Below are 17,042 nucleotides of genomic sequence, written 5' to 3'. Positions count from 1 at the left end.
ATGTTCCGGGGTGGGGACTTCGACGTCCTCGGCGGCCGCGGCTCCGGGGAGTCCAGGGGGCGGAATGACGACCGATGTACGCGGTGCGCAGGCCCAGGCGCGCCCGGAGCCGGCCGGGCCCGCGCCGCTGCTGCTCGCCCCCGCGGTGTCCCCGCGGACGCTGCTCTCGCGGGCTCTGTCGATCCCGCTGGTGCTCGGCTTCACGGTGTTCCTGCCGCTGCTCGTGGCGATCCAGCCCGGCGCGGGCGTGCACGACGCCGCGTACTACCTCCAGATCGCGCTGACCATGTACGCCGGGGCCCGGCTGTCGGCGATGATCCTCACCAGCCGGCGCAAGCTGCTCCAGGGGTCGTTCTGGCTCTTCGTCTACATGGCGATGGGGGTGGCGCCGCTCGCCCAGGCCGTCCTGGGCCGCGTGCCGACGCCCGTGGTGGGACCGCGCTCCGATCTGACGACGGCGGTGGCGCTGGTCCTGGTCGGCTGCGCCGCGTTCGACGTGGGGTCGCTGCTGGCCCGCGGCCGGCCGGGCACGTCGCGGAAGGCGGAGGGCCGCCCGGTGCTGGTGCACCGACGACGGCTCTACCTCCTGGTGCTGCTGGCCTTCGTGTGCAGCGGTCTGTTCGTCGTCAAGCTCGGCGGGCCCGCGGTCTTCTTCTCCAGTCGCCAGGAGATCATCGCGGGGATCGAGGAGGCGGGCGTCTCGCAGGCCGACTCGCAGGCCGGGCAGGCGTTCCTGCGCGGCTTCGGCACGGTCCCCGCGCTCTTCGCGCTGCTCGTGTACAGCCGCTGGCTGGTCACCTCGCGACGGGCCAGGCGCCGCCCCATGGTCCTCGCCGTGTTCATCGCCCTGGTGCTGCTCAACTGCGTGGTGAACAACCCGATATCGAACCCGCGGTACTGGTTCCTGACGGTGATGTTCTCGCTGCTGTTCACCGTCTTCCCGGTGAGCGCCGCGATGTACCGGTCGGCGCTGAGCCTGGGTGTGGTGATGGCGCTGATCGTCTTCCCGTTCTCGGACCGCTTCCGGTACGACGAGAAGAACTACCGCCCGGTCGAGACGACGTCCGTCCTGGAGCCGCTGGCGCTGAAGGACTACGACCAGGTCGGCATGTTCGCCAACACCATCACCCTGGTCGACTCGGGCAGCCGGCACCGGTACGGACGTCAGCTGGCGGGGTCCGTGTTCTTCGCCGTGCCGCGCTCGGTGTGGCCGGGCAAGCCGCGGGACACGGGGGTGATGGTCGGCCAGTGGATGGGGACGGTGAACACCAATCTCTCCTCCCCCGTCTGGGCCGAGCTGTGGATCGACTTCGGGGCCGTGGGGATGGGCGCCGGGATGATGGGGCTCGGCTACGCGGCCGCCCGGGTCGACGGGCGGTTCGCCCGCCGCGGCACGCGCCGGGCTCCCCCGGGCAGTCTGATCTCGCTGGTGGTGCCGCTGGTGGCGGGCTACTCCTTCATCCTGCTGCGGGGCCCGCTGCTCCAGGCCTCCGGGCGGGTGGCGATCGCGCTGATCTGTGTCGCCCTGGTGATGACCTGGCGTCAGGACAAGGGCGCGGCGCTGCGCTGATCCTCCGGGCGCGGCGCGGCCGGCTCGGGGTGGGTGCGCGCCACCCGCGTCCACGCGGCGAGGGCCTTGAGGGCGGAGCCGGCCGCCAGGCCCCAGGCCGCCCCTGCGGCGCCGCCGGCTCCGTATCCGGCGAGCATCAGGGCCACGGAGAGCAGCGAGAAGACCACCTGCACGGAGAGGGTGGCGCGCGGGCTGAGGACGCGGAGAGTGACGAGGGCGCAGGTGCCCGCCGCCATCACGGCGTACTGGCTGCCCGTGGCGGGCAGCAGCGCGGTGGTGGACTGCCAGGTGGCGCCGAGGAGTTGGCGTCCGACGCGGTCGGGCAGTGCGTACAGGACGGCGGCCCAGCCGAGGGCGACGAGAGCGAGGACGGCGGCGAGCGCGGCGGCGGCCCGTACCGTCGCGCGGCGGCCGCCGGCCCTGCCGAGGAGGGGCGGGCCGAAGGCGTTGACGGAGGTGAACAGCGTGTTGAGCGGGCCGAAGAGGGTGGTCGCGCCGCGCAGCGCGCCGACGACCAGGGGGCCGGCGACGAGTCCGAGGCCGAGGACGGCGAGCTGGCTGGAACCGCTGCCGACGGCGAACTCGACGACGAAGCGCCGGCCGAGGTGGTCCTTGCGCAGCTGGCGGCGGAGTGACCAGGGCCGGTTCCGTACGTACGGGTGGAGCAGGGCGAGCCCGAGGAGGGCGGCGGGCAGCGCCGACAGGCCCCAGACGAGGACGAGGCGGGCCGGTGAGCTGCCGTGCGGCTGGATCAGCAGGGCCGGGACGGCGCAGGCGAGCCGGAGCAGGTCGGCGGCGAGGGCCAGGTGTGGCCGGCGCAGCGCGGAGAAGCCGTAGCGCAGACCGTCCTGGACGAGTACGACGGGGAGGACCGCGCCGAGGGCGAGCACGGCGAGTCCGGTGGCGCCGCCGATGACGGCGCCGGCCGCGAGGAGCAGGGCCCCTGCCGCCGTGGAGGCGACCGCGGTGAAGGTGACGGCGGACCGGACCGCCGCGCCGATCTCGTGATCCTCGCCCTTCTCCAGGACGACGCTCTGCCCGACGTGGGCCGCGCCCAGGCCGAGGAGCACGGTGAAGACGATGTACACCATGGAGAAGGCGGCGAAGCCGTCCGCGCTGGAGGCACGGGCCGCGATCACCAGGACGGCGATGTTGGTGAGACTGGCCGCCGCCTGGTCGAGGACCGAGGCGGCGACGGTGACGGCACGTCTCAACGGTCGCCCGCGTGGATGTCGCCGGTCCGCAGGTCCTCCGCGCGGAGCGCGCGCAGGGCGACGGTGTCGGAGCCGTCGCCCACGAGGATCTGCTCGGGTTCGGCGGCGAACTCCTCCGTCCCGGCAGGCTCCGGTACGGGTCGGCCGGCCCGACCGCCGCCCGGACCTCGGCGGGCGGGCTGCTGCTTGGCGGCGCGGCGGCGCTGGCGGCCCGGGGTGTACACGACGGCGCCGAGGACGGTACCGCCGGCGCCCGCTATCAGCTCGCGGATGCGCTGGAGGTCCGTACGGTGGACGCCGCGCGGGTCGCAGACGATGAGGACACCGTCGACGCGGTCGACGAGCGCGAGCGCGTCCGCGTAGTTGAGGACGGGCGGGGCGAGGACGACGACGGTGGAGTTGGGCGAGTCGGCCTCGGCGATCAGCCGGGAGACCCGGGGGCCGGTCAGGGCGCGCGCCACGTTCCGTACCCGCTCACCCGGCACCAGACCGAAGGAGCCCGACTCCCCCGCGTCGACGGAGAGCTGACGCCTCGCGGGCCAGCCGTTCTCCTCGCTCTCCACCGGGTTGCTCCAGCGCGGAGCGGCCGCCGCGTGGGCGCGCAGCCGTCCGGCGAGGGTGGGAGCGCGCAGATCGGCCTCGATGAGCAGGACGTCCTTGCCGGTCTCTGCGAAGGAGGCCGCGAGGTGGGAGGCGACGGCGACGGCGGCCTCGTTGGAGCCGCGCGGGGCGACGACGAGGAGGCGTCGGCGGTCGGCGAAACGCTGGTCGTAGGCGAGCCTGAAGGCCACGGAGCGGTACTCCTCGGCGGCCCGGGCGTCGGTGTGGTCCTCGGCGAGAAGGACGTCGGTGGCCCCACGGGGCAGGGTGCCGAGGACCGGGGCGCGCACGGCGCGCGCGACGTCGCCGGCGGAGCGCGGCGCGGGGTCGAAGACGAGCCGGACCCAGGCGGCGAGCAGGCCGAGCGCCACGCCGACGAGGGCGCCGAGGCCGAGGCTCATGGGGAGGCCGGGACCGTCGGAGTAGCCGGGGGCGGTGGCGACGCGGATGACGGTGCCCGGCGACATGTCGAGCGACTTGAGCTGGGAGATCCGGCCGTCGAGTTCGTTGATGCGGTTGAGCAGGTTGGTCTTGACGCCGTACTCGGCGTCCCGGGCCGCCCCGTCGGGCATCCGGTCGAGTTCCTTGGTCTTCTGGTCGTGCTTCTTGGCCACCTCGTCGAGCTGTTTCTGCTGCCCGTCGAGCATCGTGGTCCTCAGGTCGGTCCACTGCTTCTTGCGCAGGTCGAGGTAGGCCTGGGTGACCGCGTTGGCCCGGTCGGCCGCGGCCTGGGGCGTGTCGGCCGTGTAGGTGAACTGGAGCACCTGGCTCTGGGGCGGGTTGGTGACCTGGAGGTCCTTCTGGAGCTTGCCGATGGTGCCGGTCCAGCGGAGCTTCTTCGCGGCCTGTTCGGCGACGCTGCTGCTGAGCGCGGTCTGCCGCTCGGACCCCATGTTGAGGGTCTTCTCCTGCGAGATGCTGGGGTTGAAGGGGTCGTTGACGGGAGCCCGGAGGACGACCTGGCTGGTGGCCACATAGGTGTCCGCGTTGGACATCCCGAACCAGACGCCGCCGAGCAGACCGATCCCGATGCCGGCGGCGATGATCGCGCGGTAGCGCAGGAGCTGGCGGAACTGGTCGCGCAGCAGCTCCGGTTCGTCGTCCTCCACCGCGGTGACGTGCGAGTGTGTCACGTGCTCGGACCCCCCAGAGCCTCTTCGATCAGTGCGTCGATCCGGGCGAGCCCGGCCGCCCGCGTCAGATGGGCCTCGACGTGGCGGGGCCCCTGGGCGCCGAGCGCGTCGGCGGCCGCCGGATCGTCGCCGAGTCTACGGATCTCGGCGAGCAGCGCGTCGGGATCCTCCGGAGGTACGAGAACGCCGGCGCCGGAGCGCAGGACCTCGTGGGCGGTGCCGCCCCCGGCGGCCACGGAGGCGACGACGGGGCGTCCGGCGGCGAAGTACGAGGTCAGCTTGGACGGCACGCTCATGTCGAGGACCGAGGCCCGCTGGGTGACGGCGAGGACGTCGGCCGCGGCGAGGGTGTCGGGGAACTCGTCGTCGCCGACGGGCGCCATGAACTCCAGGTTGGGGATGCCCACGCCCGACTCCGCCAGATGGGCCCGCTGGTTGCCGTCGCCCAGGAGCACGACCCTGATCTTCGGGTCGCGGCGGGCCGCTTCGACGAGCACCTCGAGTCCCTGCTTGAGGCCCATGTTGCCGGAGTGGAGGACGACGGTCTCTCCCTCGCCCCAGCCGAGCCGCTGCCGGGTCTCGTCGCGGGAAGCCGAAGGGCCGGTCACATGGGACCAGTTGGGGACGAGCCGGATGCGGCCGCGGTCGACGCCCATGGCGGCGACCTTGTCGACGAACGTCTCGTGGATGACGCCGACGAGCACGGCGCGACGCACGGCGTACGTCTCGGCCCGGGCGGCGAGTGCGGCGGCGCGGTCCCCGCCGGCGATCCCGCTCTGCGCGGCCGCCGCGCCCATCAGATCCTGGACGACGGGGACGTACGGAACGCGCCAACGGGCAGCGAGCCGGGCGCCGATGATGCCGCCGGCGAGGCTGGGCATCTGGGCGAGGACGGCATGGGGACGGGCCATCGTGGGCGGGGCCACGAGGCCGTGGGCGAGGACGCTGGCTTCGAACGCGGCACGTCTCAGCGCGGTTTGGCGAGGCGGGACGGTGTGGCGTCGGCGGTGGACGACGACTCCGGCCCGCTCTTCGGTGCGGCGCCAGGTCTTGGCGTAGGCCGGGTCTAGGGACCAGGAGGGGTAGTGCGGCATTCCGGCGAGTACATGGGTCTCGTGGCCGATGGCCGCCCAGTGTTCGGCGATCTGCGTCGCGTAGGGTCCTATGCCGGCATGCTCCGGTGCATAGTTGGTGGACACCATCAGCAGGCGCCTGCGCCCGTCCGGTGTATCCGAGCCGCTGTTCCCCGCCGTCCGTCCGCCCACGCGACCGCCCCTCTCCCCCGACGCGAACCGGTCATCACCCTAGTCGTTCACCCACTCTCAACGGAACGTGCACGCTATCGTCGAAACTCCTTCGCGCTGGGGAGCGCGAACGCACCTGGGGGGTTTCGTACATGACCGCAGGAAGGCCGTACCGCGTCGGCTACGCGCCGGGGGCCTACGACCTCTTTCACATCGGGCATCTCAACATCCTCCGGCACGCGCGCAGTCAGTGCGACTATCTGGTGGCGGGTGTGGTCTCGGACGAGATGGCCGAGCTGGCCAAGGGCCGGCGGCCGGTGATTCCGCTCGTCGAGCGGCTGGAGATCGTGCGCCATGTGAAGTACGTCGACGCGGCCTTCGTGGAGACGGTGCCGGACAAGCTGGAGACCTGGAAGCAGGTCCGGTTCGACGTGCTGTTCAAGGGTGACGACTGGCGCGGCACACCCAAGGGGGACCGGCTGGAGCGGGACTTCGCGGGGGTGGGGGTGGAGATCGTCTACTTCCCGTACACGATGCACACCTCCAGCACCCAACTCCGGCGCGCGCTCGACCTCCTGACGCAGGAGGCCGAGCCGGGCACCGGCGTGGGCGGGATCGGCGGCGTCAGCGAGGGGCTGCGCTGAGCTCGCGGAACCACTTGGCGAGGAAGGCGAGGAGGAACACCGCGCTCGCGACGCCGAGCGCGGTGTAACCCCAGCGGAAGGCCGATCCGCCGCCCAGGAGCAGGAAGACCAGGCAGAAGACCCCGTGGTCGACGGGGAGCAGGGCCACCGCGCGCAGGGTGGACGGCTGCGGGGCGGGGCTGCCCGGCGCCGGGCGGGGCTTGAGCTTCTCGGTCAGCAGGCCGCCGAAGAAGGTGACCACGGCGGCGAGTTGGAACCCGAGCGGGACCAGGAGCCAGCTGTCGGCCTCGGTGCCGAAGTGCTCGGGGTGGCGGTAGAAAGCGATCAGCACCGCGGTGTGCAGCGCGGTGATCTTCGCGCAGTCCACGACGTGGTCGAGCCACTCCCCCGCGGGGCTGCCGCCGCCGCGCAGCCGCGCGAGCTGCCCGTCGGCGGAGTCGAAGGCGAATCCGACAGCGAGACCGAGCCAGACCAGCAGACCGAGCACCCAGGACGGACCGCCGACGGCCAGTCCGGCGACAGCGGCGAAGCTGAACAGTGCGCTTGTCAAGGTGACTTGATTGGGCGTCAGTCCGATGGCGTACGAGCCGGCCGCGAGGAGGCGCCCCACCGGACGGTTGACGAACCGCGAGTAGAGCGAGACCCCCTTCGCGGACTTCTGGGCGGACTTCAGCTCGGTCAGCGCGGTCCCGATCGTTCCCACGAACCCCCCCGGGTCTTTGTGCGAGTTTCGTACTTTCGTACGTGATGGCGCACATCATGGCATCACCGGGGGGTTCGGGGTGGCGGGACCTACGCCTCCACCGCCTCCGCGTGGCGGTTCTCCTTGATCGTGATCCGGCCCTTGCGGATGGTCGCCAGGCGCGGTGCACGGCGGGCGATGGCACTGTCGTGGGTGACCATCACGAACGTCAGCCCGTGCTCCTTCCAGAGCCCTTCGAGCAGCTCCACGATCTCGTCGCGCATCGACTCGTCGAGGTTGCCGGTCGGCTCGTCGGCGAGGAGCACCTTGGGCCGCTTCACCAGGGCGCGGGCGATCGCGACGCGCTGCTGCTGTCCGCCCGAGAGCTCGGACGGCAGGTGCGCCCTGCGCTCGCCGAGACCGACGGCCTCCAGCGCCTCCGCCGCGAGGGAGCGCCGCTCCCCGGCCTTGATGCCCATCGGGACGAGCGCGGTCTCCACGTTCTCCTGGGCGGTGAGCGTGGGGATGAGGTTGAAGGACTGGAAGACGAAGCCGATGTTCTGACTGCGTACGGCCGTCAGCCGGCTCTCCGGCAGCTTGGCCAGATCGACGCCGTCGAGCATGACACTGCCGGCCGTGGGCCGGTCGAGACCGCCCAGCATCTGCAACAGCGTGGACTTGCCGCCGCCGGTGGGGCCCTGGATGACGAGTCGGTCGCCCTCCCTGATGGTGAGGTCGATCCCGGCGAGGGCGTCGACTCTCTCCTGGCCCCTGCGGTACTGCTTGGTGACGCCTGTGAGTTCGTACATGGTGCAACTCCTGCGATACGGGGAAGGGGTTCGGGCTACCGGCTACTCGACGCGGCGCAGCGCGTCCGCCGGGCGCAGGCGCGAGGCGCGCCAGGCGCCGAAGCCGCCCGCGACAAGCCCGCCGCCGAGGGCGAGGAGGACGGCGAGGCCGACGGTGGTGAGGCTCACGGGCGCGGTGAGGGCGATGTCGAGGGTGTTGCCGCCCCCGGCGTCGCGGGCCACGGCCATGCCGGGTCCGGCAAGCATCCGGCCACCGCCGCCGCCCGTCAGCGCGCCGCCGCCGAGCTCGGCGGTGAGGGTGGGGCTGACGGCGGTGACGAGGTACGCGCCGCCGAGGCCCACGGCGATGCCGAGTGCGCCTCCGATGAGGCCGTTGACGAGCGCCTCGCCCATCACCTGCCGGGTGACCCGGCCGCTCTTCCAGCCGAGCGCCTTGAGCGTGCCGAACTCACGCACCCGGCGACTGACGGCCGAGGAGGTGAGCAGCCCCGCGACGAGGACGGCGGCGACGAGGACGGCGTACGAGAGCCACTTGCCCACGTTGGTGGCGAGGTTGGCGGCGGTGTCGAGGGAACCGGAGACGGTCTCGGCGAGATCGGCGGAGGTGGTGACCGTGGTGCCGGTGACGTTCTTCTGGATGGCGGCCTTGACGGCCTCGATCTTCGTCGAGTCGGTCGCCTTCACATAGACGGTGGTGATCTTGTCCTTGGAGTCGGAGAGCGTCTGCGCCTTCGTGAGCGGCAGGTAGACCTGGGCGGCGGCCTGGCCGCTGTCGGCGGTGGCGACGCCGACGACCTCGAACTTCACGCCCTTGACCGTGAGCGTCTCGCCGACGTCGAGGCCCTCCTGCTTGGCGTAGGCGCTGTCGATCACGACGACCGCGGCGTCGGTCTCGGTGGCCTTGAACGTGCGGCCCTTGGTGAGGGTGGAGGTGGTGAGGGGGCCGAGGTCGGGGGCGGTGACGTCGGTGCCGTAGAGGGTGAAGGAGTTGACGTCGAAGGCGGCGCCACCGCCTTCGACCCGGCCCCCGCCGCCGCCGTTGCCGCCACCTGGGGTGCCGGGCTGGGCGGGCTGGGCGGGCTGCGCCTGCTTGAACTCGCCCCGCTTGAACTCACCGTCGATCTTGAGGTTGACGAGGCTGAGACCGCCGACGGCCTGGGCGACGCCGGCCTGCTTCGCGACCGTGGCGGAGGTGGAGGCGGGCAGGGTCTGGAACCCCTGGACCATCAGCCGGTCGCTGCTCTGCTCCTCGCCGTCCTCGCCGGCGTCGAACTCGAACCGCGGCCGCTGAGCCTGACCACCGGCCTGGGGCTCCTCACGGGCCTTGGTGACGGTCAGATCGGTACCGAGCCCGTAGAGGGACTCCAGGACCTGGGTCTGGGCCTGCTTCATGCCGGAGGCCACGGAGTTGACGACGATGACCAACGCGATACCGAGCGCGAGCCCGGAGGCGACGACGAGCGCCGCCTTTCTGCGACGGCGCAGCTCGCGCCGGAGGTAGGTGAAGAACATGGGCGCGAAGCTAGGTGCGCGCGGTGATGGCTGGATAAGGCCCGCGTGAGAGTGGGATGAGAGAACCAGGTGGGGCCGGGGGACTGGGCTCAGGGGGCGAGGCGGGGGCTCAGGGGCCGGGGCGGGGGGCTCAGGGTTGGATCGGGGGCCGGGGGGTCAGGGGCCGGGGCTCAGGGCTCGTACGAGAGGGGGTCCGCCAGGACTTGGCGGATGACGAACGCGGCCGCCCCGCGGGCCGCCGGGCTGGAGGTGGAGGCGGCGCGGAGGCGGCCCGCGTCCGGTGTCCAGAGGCCGGAGACCACGCGGCGGGCGAGTTCGGCGTCGACCGCGGGGCCGAGACGGGGCATCAGCAGCGGGTAGATCCCACCGAGGACGACGGCCTCGGGGTCGAGCAGGTTCACCGCACCGGAGAGCGCGAGCCCGAGCATCCGCCCCGCCCCCTCGACGGCGGTCACCGCCCGTGGCTCCCCCGCGTCGGCGCGGCGCGCCAGTTCCTCGACGTCGGCCGCGCCCGCCGACCGCAGCAGCGCCGACTGGCCCGCGTACTGCTCGAGGCAGCCGCGTGAACCGCAGCGGCAGAGAGGACCGTTCGCGTCCACGGGCAGATGACCGATCTCGCCCGCGAACCCGTGTGCGCCGCGCAGCAGTTCGCCGTCGACGACGATCGCCCCGCCCACCCCGATCTCGCCCGTGAGGTACAGGAAGCTCCGTACGTCGCCCAGGGCGCCGAACCACAGCTCCGCCAGCGCCGCCGCGTTCGCCTCGTTGTCCGAGGCGACCGGCAGCTCCCGCCGTGCGCGGTGCTTCGCGAGCGCGGTGCCGAAGAGCCGGTCGGCCGCCACGCGGTTCCAGCCGAGGTTGGGCGCCTGGCGGACGGTTCCGGACGAGACCAGGCCCGGCAGGGCGAGCCGTGCCCCCACCGGACGCAGCTCCAGGTCCGCCGCGCTCCGCAGGGCGCGCGCCGCGATCCCGGCGGCGCGTGCGAGGACCTCGTCCGGCACGGGGGCGCGGTTGTCCAGGGGTTCGGTGATCCGGACCCGATCGGCTCCCGCGAGGTCGACGACGCAGACGGACACGTAGTCGACGTTGATCTCGACGCCGAGCCCGGCCGGACCGGTGTCGGCCGCCTTCAGGACCGTCCCGGGCCGTCCCGCCTGTCCGCTGAAGGTCTTGCCCGACTCGACCAGGAAGCCCTGCTCCAGGAGCTGTTCGACGAGGGAGGAGACGGCGGCACGGGTGAGCCCCACGCGCGCGGCGACGGCCGCGCGGGTCGTCTCGCCGGCGTCGTGGACGGTCCGCAGGACGAGACTGAGATTGTGCCGCCGTACGCTCGCCTTGTCGGCCTTGGGCTCCCGGGGCCGCGATGCCATCCGCGTCCGCTCCTCTCCGGGCGCACTCCGCGCGGGCGTGCCTGCCGCCCGCGTACCTGCCGCCGGGGTGCCCTCGGCCGGGCTGCCTTCTTCCACCGGCTTCCGTTCCTTCGGGCGAGCGTCCCCGGTCCGCGGAGTCTTCGTCATCGTGTGTCGAGCCTAATCCCCCTCCACCTCACCTCGCCCTTCCCTCCCACCGCACGTCCTTCCCGCAAAAGAGTTCAACCACCGAACTCTCTGCGCTACTGTCTGCGGCATGCCCCTTCCCCGCGACTACAGCGGCCAGAGCTGCGCCCTCTCCCGCTCCATGGAGATCGTCGGCGAGCGCTGGACCCTGCTGATCGTCCGGGACGCGTTCTACGGGGTCCGCCGCTTCGGCGAGTTCGCCGCCCATCTCCGCCTCCCCCGCGCCGTCCTCGCCGACCGGCTCGCCGCCCTCACGGAGGCCGGCGTGCTCGACCGCCTGCCCGGCACCGGACGGCGCGAGGTGTACGGGCTGACGCCCAAGGGCGTCGCGCTCTGGCCCGCCGTCCGCGCGCTCACCTCCTGGGGCGACGAGTTCTACGCGGCGGGCGGTGGCCCACGGCGCATCTTCCGCCACGCCGACGACGAGGCCCCGGTCGCCGGGGACGGCCGCTGTACGGGCTGCGGGGCCGCGGTCCCGGTCGGCGACCTCGTCGTGGCGCCCGGCCCCGGGCTGCCCCCGCCGGCCGGGGACGACGACCCGGTGACGGCGGCCCTCGCCCGCCCGCACCGTCTGCTCCGCCCCCTGCTCGTACCGTCCACCACGCAACGCTCCCCGAGAGGTCCGCACTCATGAAGATCCTGGTCGTCGGCGCCGGAGCCACCGGAGGCTACTTCGGGGCGCTGCTCGCCCGTTCCGGGGAGGACGTCACCTTCCTGGTCCGTCCGCACCGCGCCGCCGTGCTGCGCGCCCGCGGTCTGCGCATCACAGGCCGGGGCGAGGAGTGGTCCCTGGAGCCCCGGCTCGTCACGGCCGACGAGCTGACCACTCCGTACGACCTCGTGCTTCTCTCCGTGAAGTCCACCGCCCTCACGCAGGCGATAGAGGACATCGCTCCGGCCGTCGGGCCGGACACGGCGATCGTGCCGCTGCTCAACGGTCTCGCCCACATCGAGGCCCTGAACACCCGCTTCGGCGCCGCGCCGGTGCTCGGCGGCGTCGCCAAGGTGGTCACCACGCTCAGCGACGAGGGGGACATCGTCCGGCTGGCGCCGCTCGCCCATCTGACGATCGGCGAGCAGGACGGGGCCCCGTCGCCCCGGGTGGAGAAGATCCGGGCCGTCCTCGCCGAGGCCGGCATCGACGTCCTGGTCCCGGAGGACGTGATGGCCTCGATGTGGCACAAGTGGGTCTTCATCACCACCTTCGGTGCGGTGACGAGCCTGATGCGCGGCACGGTCGGCGAGATCAACGCCGTCCCGGGCGGCGCCGACCTGGGTCCGGCGGTCCTCGCGGAGGCCTCGGCCGTCTCGGCGGCGGCGGGCCATCCCGTACCGGAGTCGGAACGGGCCGCGACCCTGGGCATCGTGACCGCGACCGGGTCCCCGATGGTGCCCTCGCTCTACCGCGACCTGATCGCCGGACGCCCGACGGAGGTCGAGCACCTCTTCGGCGACCTGGTGACCCGAGCCCGCACCCTGTCGGTACCCACCCCGCTCCTCGACCTGGCGACCCTGCACCTCCGTGTCCACCAGGAACGGGTCTCGGCCACCGGCGCCTGACGCTCCGTCAGAACCGTCGGCCGGCTCCCCTGTCAGAGGCGCCCGTTAGTGTGCGGGCAACTGATCATCGGGGACAAGGGGGGCCCGTGCGGCGCTGGGAGTACTTCGCGGACGGCTCGGAGCAGGAGAGCGGCGGGGCGGTGGCGGCCGTGCCGGAGAGTGTGGTTCCGGAGGCCTCGGAGGTTGCCGAGACCGCCGGGTCCGCGTCCGCCGCCCTGGCCGACGAGGACACCTTCGTGCTGCCCGCCGCCTGGAAGCGGAGTCTGCACCCGCGGCGCGGCGGGGTCCGGCGGACCGTGCCCGCGGTCGAGGCGGACGCGCCGGAGAAGCTCCGCGTATGGCTCGCGCGGGACGCCGAGGCGATCGAGCGCGCACTGGACTCCGAGCAGAGCGACCCCGCGCTCGTCGAGGCGGCCCGCGCGCACCGGCGCGGGAAGCCGGACGCCGTCGGCGCGGCGGTGCTCGCGCGGATGGTCAACTTCCAGCGCGGGGGCTACGGAGCGGTCGCGGACGCCTGGGTGGCGGAGTTCGGGCTGCCGTTCGCCGCCTGCGCCGCGGTCGAGCTGGGAGAGGTGCGGAACGTGTGGCTGCAGAAGGACCGCCGCAGCCTCCTCGTCGGGGTCGAGGTGAACCCCGAGGATTCCGGCGGCTGGGGACAGGGCGTCACAGGATCGGCCCTCGACCGGATCAGGGCGCTGCTGGCGGGGACGGACGATGCCACGTACCTGGCCGCGGTCGAGGCCCTCGCCGGGCACCGGCACAGTGTCCGCAGGGCGGTGCGGGCGTCGTACCTCGTTCCCTCGGAGAGCGCGTGGGTGGACGAGTGCTGCGCGCGGCTGAGGCATCCCGTGCACGCCGACGCCCATGTGCGCATGATGCTGCTGTGTTCGCTGGGAACCGCCGAGCAGGCCGCCCTCTTCGGCGGCCGCTGCGATCTCGGCTGGCGCGGCTGGAGCCCGGCGGTCGTCGCGACGGTCGGCGAGGGCGTGGGCGCGGCCATGGCCCCTCTGCTCGCGGGTGAACTGAACGGCCAGTACATCGACGCGGAGGGCACCAAGGCCATGGCCACCGCGCTCGGCGAGCTGCCCTCGGACGAGGCCTTCCGTCAGCTGGTCGCCCGTGTCGACGACAAGCATGTGCGGAGCGTCCTGGTCACCGCCGCGCGCCGCTTCCCGATGCGGGCGCTGCGCCTGCTCGGCGAGGCCGCGGGCGGTGAGGGCGAGACCCCGGCCACCGTCCGACGGCTGCTCACGGCGCATGTGGCCGCCCACCGCGAGACGGCGCTCGCCGTCCTTCCGGACCTCCCCGAGCAGGTCGCCGAGATCGTGGGGTCGCTCGCGCGCCAGGACGGACGCATGGAGGAGGTCGCCCTCACCTCCCTGCCCGAGCTGCTGGCCGCGCCGCCGTGGACCCGGCCACGCACGGTCGTCGAGCCGCGGGTGGTTGCCGGGCTCGTCGCCCCGGCGGACTCCCGCATCGTGTGGGAGCCGGGCGAGCAGCAGCTGTGGACGGTCGCCGAGTCCTGGATCAGCGGCTGGCAGCCGTACCGGCCCATGGAGGAGCTGATCGAGCAGATGCGCTCGGGCCTGCGGAACTCCTGGCACGACGTGGCGGTGTTCACGCACGGCCCGGTCGAGACGGTCCGGCCGCTGCTCGCCGAATGGACCCCCGGTGACAGCTCCTACGACGGCCCGGAGATCTACAAGCCGTTCGTCGCCCGGCACGAACTCCTCGCGCTCCCCTCGGTCCTGCGCGTCGCCAGGGACCATCCGACCTCCCTGGCGCCGCTCCTGATGCCCTTCGTCGATCCCGCCGTGGCCCGGCTGATGGCGGACTGGCTGGAACGGCTCAAGACGGCCGGGAAGACGGCCAGGGCATGGTTCGTCCGGCACGGCGCCGACGCGGCGCGACTGCTCGTCCCCGACGCCCTGGGCAAGCCCGGCGCGGCACGGACCGCCGCCGAGCGGGCGCTGGCGCTGATCGTGTCGGCGCACGGTGCCGACGTCGTACGCAAGGCGGCGGCGGAGTACGGCGAGGAGGCCGCCGAGGCGATCGAGGTCCTGCTCGACTCCGATCCGCTGACGGCCGCGCTGCCCGCCCGGATGCCGGAGCTGGGCGCGTGGGCCGATCCGCTCGCGCTTCCTCAGCTGGTGACGTCGTCCGGCGGTGCGCTCCCGTCCTCGGCCGTGGGTCACCTCCTCACGATGTTCGCCCTCTCCAAGCCGGGTGCCGTGTATCCGGGTGTGGCCGTCGTACGGGAACTGTGCGCGAAGGACTCCCTCGCGGCGTTCGCCTGGGCGCTGTTCGAGGAGTGGCGGCTCGCCGGGATGCCCCCGAAGGACGCGTGGGCGCTGCACGCGCTCGGCTGGTTCGGGGACGACGACACGGTCCGCGCGCTGGCTCCGATCATCCGCGTCTGGCCGGGCGAGGGTGCGCACCACCGGGCAGTCGACGGTCTGGACGTACTGGCCGCGATCGGTACCGACGTCGCTCTGCTCCAGCTGCACGGCATCGCCCAGCGGGTGAAGTTCAAGGCGCTGAAGCTCCGCGCCCAGGAGAAGATCTCCTCCGTCGCCGCCGGGCTCGGCCTGACCGGTGAACAGCTGGCCGACCGTCTGGTGCCGGATCTCGGCCTGGACGCCGACGGCAGCACTGTCGTCGACTACGGCGACCGCCGCTTCACGGTCGGCTTCGACGAACAGCTGAAGCCGTTCGTACGGGACGAGGCCGGGCGGCGTCTGAAGGATCTGCCGAAGCCGGGCGTACGGGACGACGCGGAGCTCGCCCCGGCCGAGCGCAAGCGGTTCGCCGCCCTGAAGAAGGATGCCCGGACGATCGCCTCGGACCAGGTGCGGCGCCTGGAGGAGGCGATGGTGACGCGGCGCTCCTGGACGGGCGGCGAGTTCCGGCAGCTGCTCGTGGAGCATCCGCTGGTGTGGCATCTGGTGCGCCGTCTGGTGTGGCGCGCCGAGGAGGAGGGGACGGTCACCGCGTTCCGGGTGGCCGAGGACCGTACGTACGTGGATGCCGAGAACGTGACGGTGTCCGTCGCCGACGACGCGACCGTCACGCTCGCCCACCCCCTGCACCTGGGTGGCGCCGAGCTCGCCACGTGGTCGGAGCTGTTCGCCGGCCACGAGATCGTGCAGCCCTTCCCGCAGCTCGGGCGGCCGGTCCTCGCCGCGACCGATGAGGAGGCCGCCGGCGCGCGCCTCACCCGCTTCGAGGGTGTGACCGTTCCGGTCGGCAGGCTGCTCGGTCTGCAGAAGCGCGGATGGGAGCGGGGAGTGCCCCAGGACGCGGGTGTGGAGCGGTGGTTCTCCCGGCGGATCGGGCCCCAGAGCCATCTGGTCATCGCGCTGGAGCCGGGCATCGCGGTGGGCAACATCGAGATGTTCGAGAACCAGACGCTGGAGACGATCTGGCTCGACAAGCGGCCGTGCGATCACTGGGCCAACCGCGACCACGCCCTGAAGATCGCCGACCTCGACCCGGTGACGGTCTCCGAACTGCTCGCCGACCTCACCGAGCTGACCTCGTGACCGCCACCGGGAAGCGCACCGATGAGCGGCATCCGCTGCGGTCGTCGGCCGAGCGGTCCCTGGGCGGAGGTCCAGCTCCAGTTGCTGACCGCGGCGGAACTCCGTTCCCGGGACGAGTGGACGGCGCTAGCGGCCGAGCCACCCCCGGAGGAGCCTGCTCACGGCCGGCATCGCCACGTACGTCATCAGGACGTTGAAGACGGCGGCGATCACCGCGCTGCTGAACACCAGGGGCAGGGCGGTCAGGTGGGGCACGAGGAAGAGGCTGCCGAGGAGGGAGATCGGGTAGATCGCAAGGGTCGCGCTGATCGCCATCTTCCAGCGGGGCGGGGCGGGCCGTGTCGAGCCCGGCTTGGCGAACCAGGTCTCCATGCCGGTCAGTCTCCGCCGGGCGATCTCGGTGTGGTGGTGGCCTTCGCAGTCGGCGAACCAGGCCGCCCGCTCCGGCGACTCCTGCCAGGACCGGCAGGCCTCCGCGTCCCGGAACCGGTGGACGAGGAACCAGGGGGCGTCCCCGCCCGAGGAGCGGAAGAGTCCGTATCCGAGATGGCCGGGGAAGGCGGCCGCGCTCTCGAGAATGCCCTTCGCCCAGCGCTCGAAGGCGGCTTCGTAGCCGGGCTCCACCCGGCGGGCTATCAGCAGGGTCACCTCGCCGGCGTCGGCGGGGACGCTGGCGTGCTCAAGACTCACCGCGGTCACACATACTCCTCGTGATCACACCGCGCCCGCCCACACTGTACGCGGCGTCCGGTCGGAGCGGTCCGGTGCCGGACCGAGGGCCCGGCGAGCGCCCTGGGCGCCGCCGGTATGATCACCGCACCCGGATGTAGCGCAGAGGCAGTCGCACCGACTTCTCAGGTCGGGTCACGTCGGTTCGAATCCGACCGTCCGGGCCTCTCCGGTCCTGTAGCGCAGAGGCAGTCGCGCCCTCCTCCTCGGAGGGGACACGCCGGTTCGAATCCGGCCGGGACCACGG

Annotated in this window: 13 protein-coding genes and 2 tRNA genes; 7 read left to right on the top strand and 8 right to left on the bottom strand. The window is 72.8% G+C overall.

The features are described 5' to 3' along the window. Positions 1–64: 64 nt before the first annotated feature. A complete protein-coding gene (locus tag ACZ3OF_RS02415; RefSeq protein WP_467302208.1) occupies positions 65–1,570 on the top strand; it encodes a hypothetical protein in 1,506 nt (501 codons plus the stop codon). On the opposite strand, the gene ACZ3OF_RS02410 is transcribed toward ACZ3OF_RS02415, so the two are convergent. From ACZ3OF_RS02410 to ACZ3OF_RS02400, 3 genes are read right to left on the bottom strand one after another with little or no spacing between them, the layout of a single operon-like run. Then, the gene (locus ACZ3OF_RS02410) at positions 1,543–2,784 is read right to left on the bottom strand and encodes an MATE family efflux transporter (RefSeq protein ID WP_467302206.1); all 1,242 of its coding nucleotides are present in this window, start codon (positions 2,782–2,784) and stop codon (positions 1,543–1,545) included. The two genes, ACZ3OF_RS02415 and ACZ3OF_RS02410, sit on opposite strands and share 28 nt — an antisense overlap. After that, complete coding sequence (locus ACZ3OF_RS02405; protein ID WP_361666697.1) at positions 2,781–4,517, bottom strand: polysaccharide biosynthesis tyrosine autokinase; 1,737 nt, start codon at positions 4,515–4,517, stop codon at positions 2,781–2,783. Before ACZ3OF_RS02405 ends, ACZ3OF_RS02410 begins: the two co-directional genes overlap by 4 nt. Beyond that, on the bottom strand, positions 4,514–5,719 hold the full coding sequence (locus ACZ3OF_RS02400; RefSeq protein WP_467302815.1) for a glycosyltransferase family 4 protein: 1,206 nt from the start codon (positions 5,717–5,719) through the stop codon (positions 4,514–4,516). Before ACZ3OF_RS02400 ends, ACZ3OF_RS02405 begins: the two co-directional genes overlap by 4 nt. Before the next feature lie 194 nt (positions 5,720–5,913). On the opposite strand from ACZ3OF_RS02400, the gene ACZ3OF_RS02395 reads away from it, so the two are divergent. Then, complete coding sequence (locus tag ACZ3OF_RS02395; protein ID WP_361666698.1) at positions 5,914–6,405, top strand: FAD synthase family protein; 492 nt, start codon at positions 5,914–5,916, stop codon at positions 6,403–6,405. Here the strand turns inward: ACZ3OF_RS02395 and ACZ3OF_RS02390 are convergent. From ACZ3OF_RS02390 to ACZ3OF_RS02375, 4 genes are all read right to left on the bottom strand, one after another. Further along, positions 6,386–7,108, bottom strand: a complete 723-nt coding sequence (locus ACZ3OF_RS02390; RefSeq protein ID WP_361666700.1) for a CDP-alcohol phosphatidyltransferase family protein — start codon at positions 7,106–7,108, stop codon at positions 6,386–6,388. The genes ACZ3OF_RS02395 and ACZ3OF_RS02390 overlap by 20 nt on opposite strands. An 89-nt stretch (positions 7,109–7,197) precedes the next feature. Then, positions 7,198–7,896: an ABC transporter ATP-binding protein gene (locus ACZ3OF_RS02385; RefSeq protein WP_361440037.1), complete on the bottom strand. Its 699-nt coding sequence runs from the start codon at positions 7,894–7,896 to the stop codon at positions 7,198–7,200. Positions 7,897–7,938: 42 nt separating this feature from the next. Then, positions 7,939–9,408: an ABC transporter permease gene (locus ACZ3OF_RS02380; protein ID WP_467302201.1), complete on the bottom strand. Its 1,470-nt coding sequence runs from the start codon at positions 9,406–9,408 to the stop codon at positions 7,939–7,941. A gap of 170 nt (positions 9,409–9,578) precedes the next feature. Further along, the gene (locus tag ACZ3OF_RS02375) at positions 9,579–10,778 is read right to left on the bottom strand and encodes an ROK family transcriptional regulator (protein WP_361666703.1); all 1,200 of its coding nucleotides are present in this window, start codon (positions 10,776–10,778) and stop codon (positions 9,579–9,581) included. A 256-nt stretch (positions 10,779–11,034) separates the two neighbouring features. On the opposite strand from ACZ3OF_RS02375, the gene ACZ3OF_RS02370 reads away from it, so the two are divergent. The 3 genes from ACZ3OF_RS02370 (at position 11,035) to ACZ3OF_RS02360 (ending at position 16,066) form a co-directional block, all read left to right on the top strand. Further along, positions 11,035–11,598, top strand: coding sequence for a winged helix-turn-helix transcriptional regulator (locus ACZ3OF_RS02370; protein ID WP_467302199.1), 564 nt, complete (start codon positions 11,035–11,037; stop codon positions 11,596–11,598). Beyond that, positions 11,595–12,524 carry a ketopantoate reductase family protein gene (locus tag ACZ3OF_RS02365; RefSeq protein ID WP_361666706.1) on the top strand — a complete coding sequence of 310 codons (930 nt, stop codon included), beginning with the start codon at positions 11,595–11,597 and terminating at the stop codon, positions 12,522–12,524. The genes ACZ3OF_RS02370 and ACZ3OF_RS02365 overlap by 4 nt, the downstream gene beginning before the upstream one ends. 86 nt (positions 12,525–12,610) lie before the next feature. Then, complete coding sequence (locus tag ACZ3OF_RS02360; RefSeq protein WP_467302196.1) at positions 12,611–16,066, top strand: DUF4132 domain-containing protein; 3,456 nt, start codon at positions 12,611–12,613, stop codon at positions 16,064–16,066. 126 nt (positions 16,067–16,192) lie between these two features. Here the strand turns inward: ACZ3OF_RS02360 and ACZ3OF_RS02355 are convergent, their stop codons facing one another. Next, positions 16,193–16,765 carry an antibiotic biosynthesis monooxygenase gene (locus ACZ3OF_RS02355; RefSeq protein WP_467302194.1) on the bottom strand — a complete coding sequence of 191 codons (573 nt, stop codon included), beginning with the start codon at positions 16,763–16,765 and terminating at the stop codon, positions 16,193–16,195. Positions 16,766–16,886: 121 nt separating this feature from the next. Here ACZ3OF_RS02355 and ACZ3OF_RS02350 point away from each other — a divergent pair. Together ACZ3OF_RS02350 and ACZ3OF_RS02345 are read left to right on the top strand one after the other, a co-directional pair. Continuing rightward, positions 16,887–16,959: transfer RNA gene (locus ACZ3OF_RS02350), tRNA-Glu, on the top strand. A gap of 7 nt (positions 16,960–16,966) precedes the next feature. After that, a tRNA-Arg gene (locus ACZ3OF_RS02345) sits at positions 16,967–17,039 on the top strand. The last annotated feature ends 3 nt before the right edge of the window (positions 17,040–17,042 follow it).

This window comes from Streptomyces sp. NPDC022552 (genome assembly GCF_055561875.1).
The sequence above is the reverse complement of the archived record's forward strand: the minus strand, read 5'-3'. Positions and strand labels throughout refer to the sequence as shown.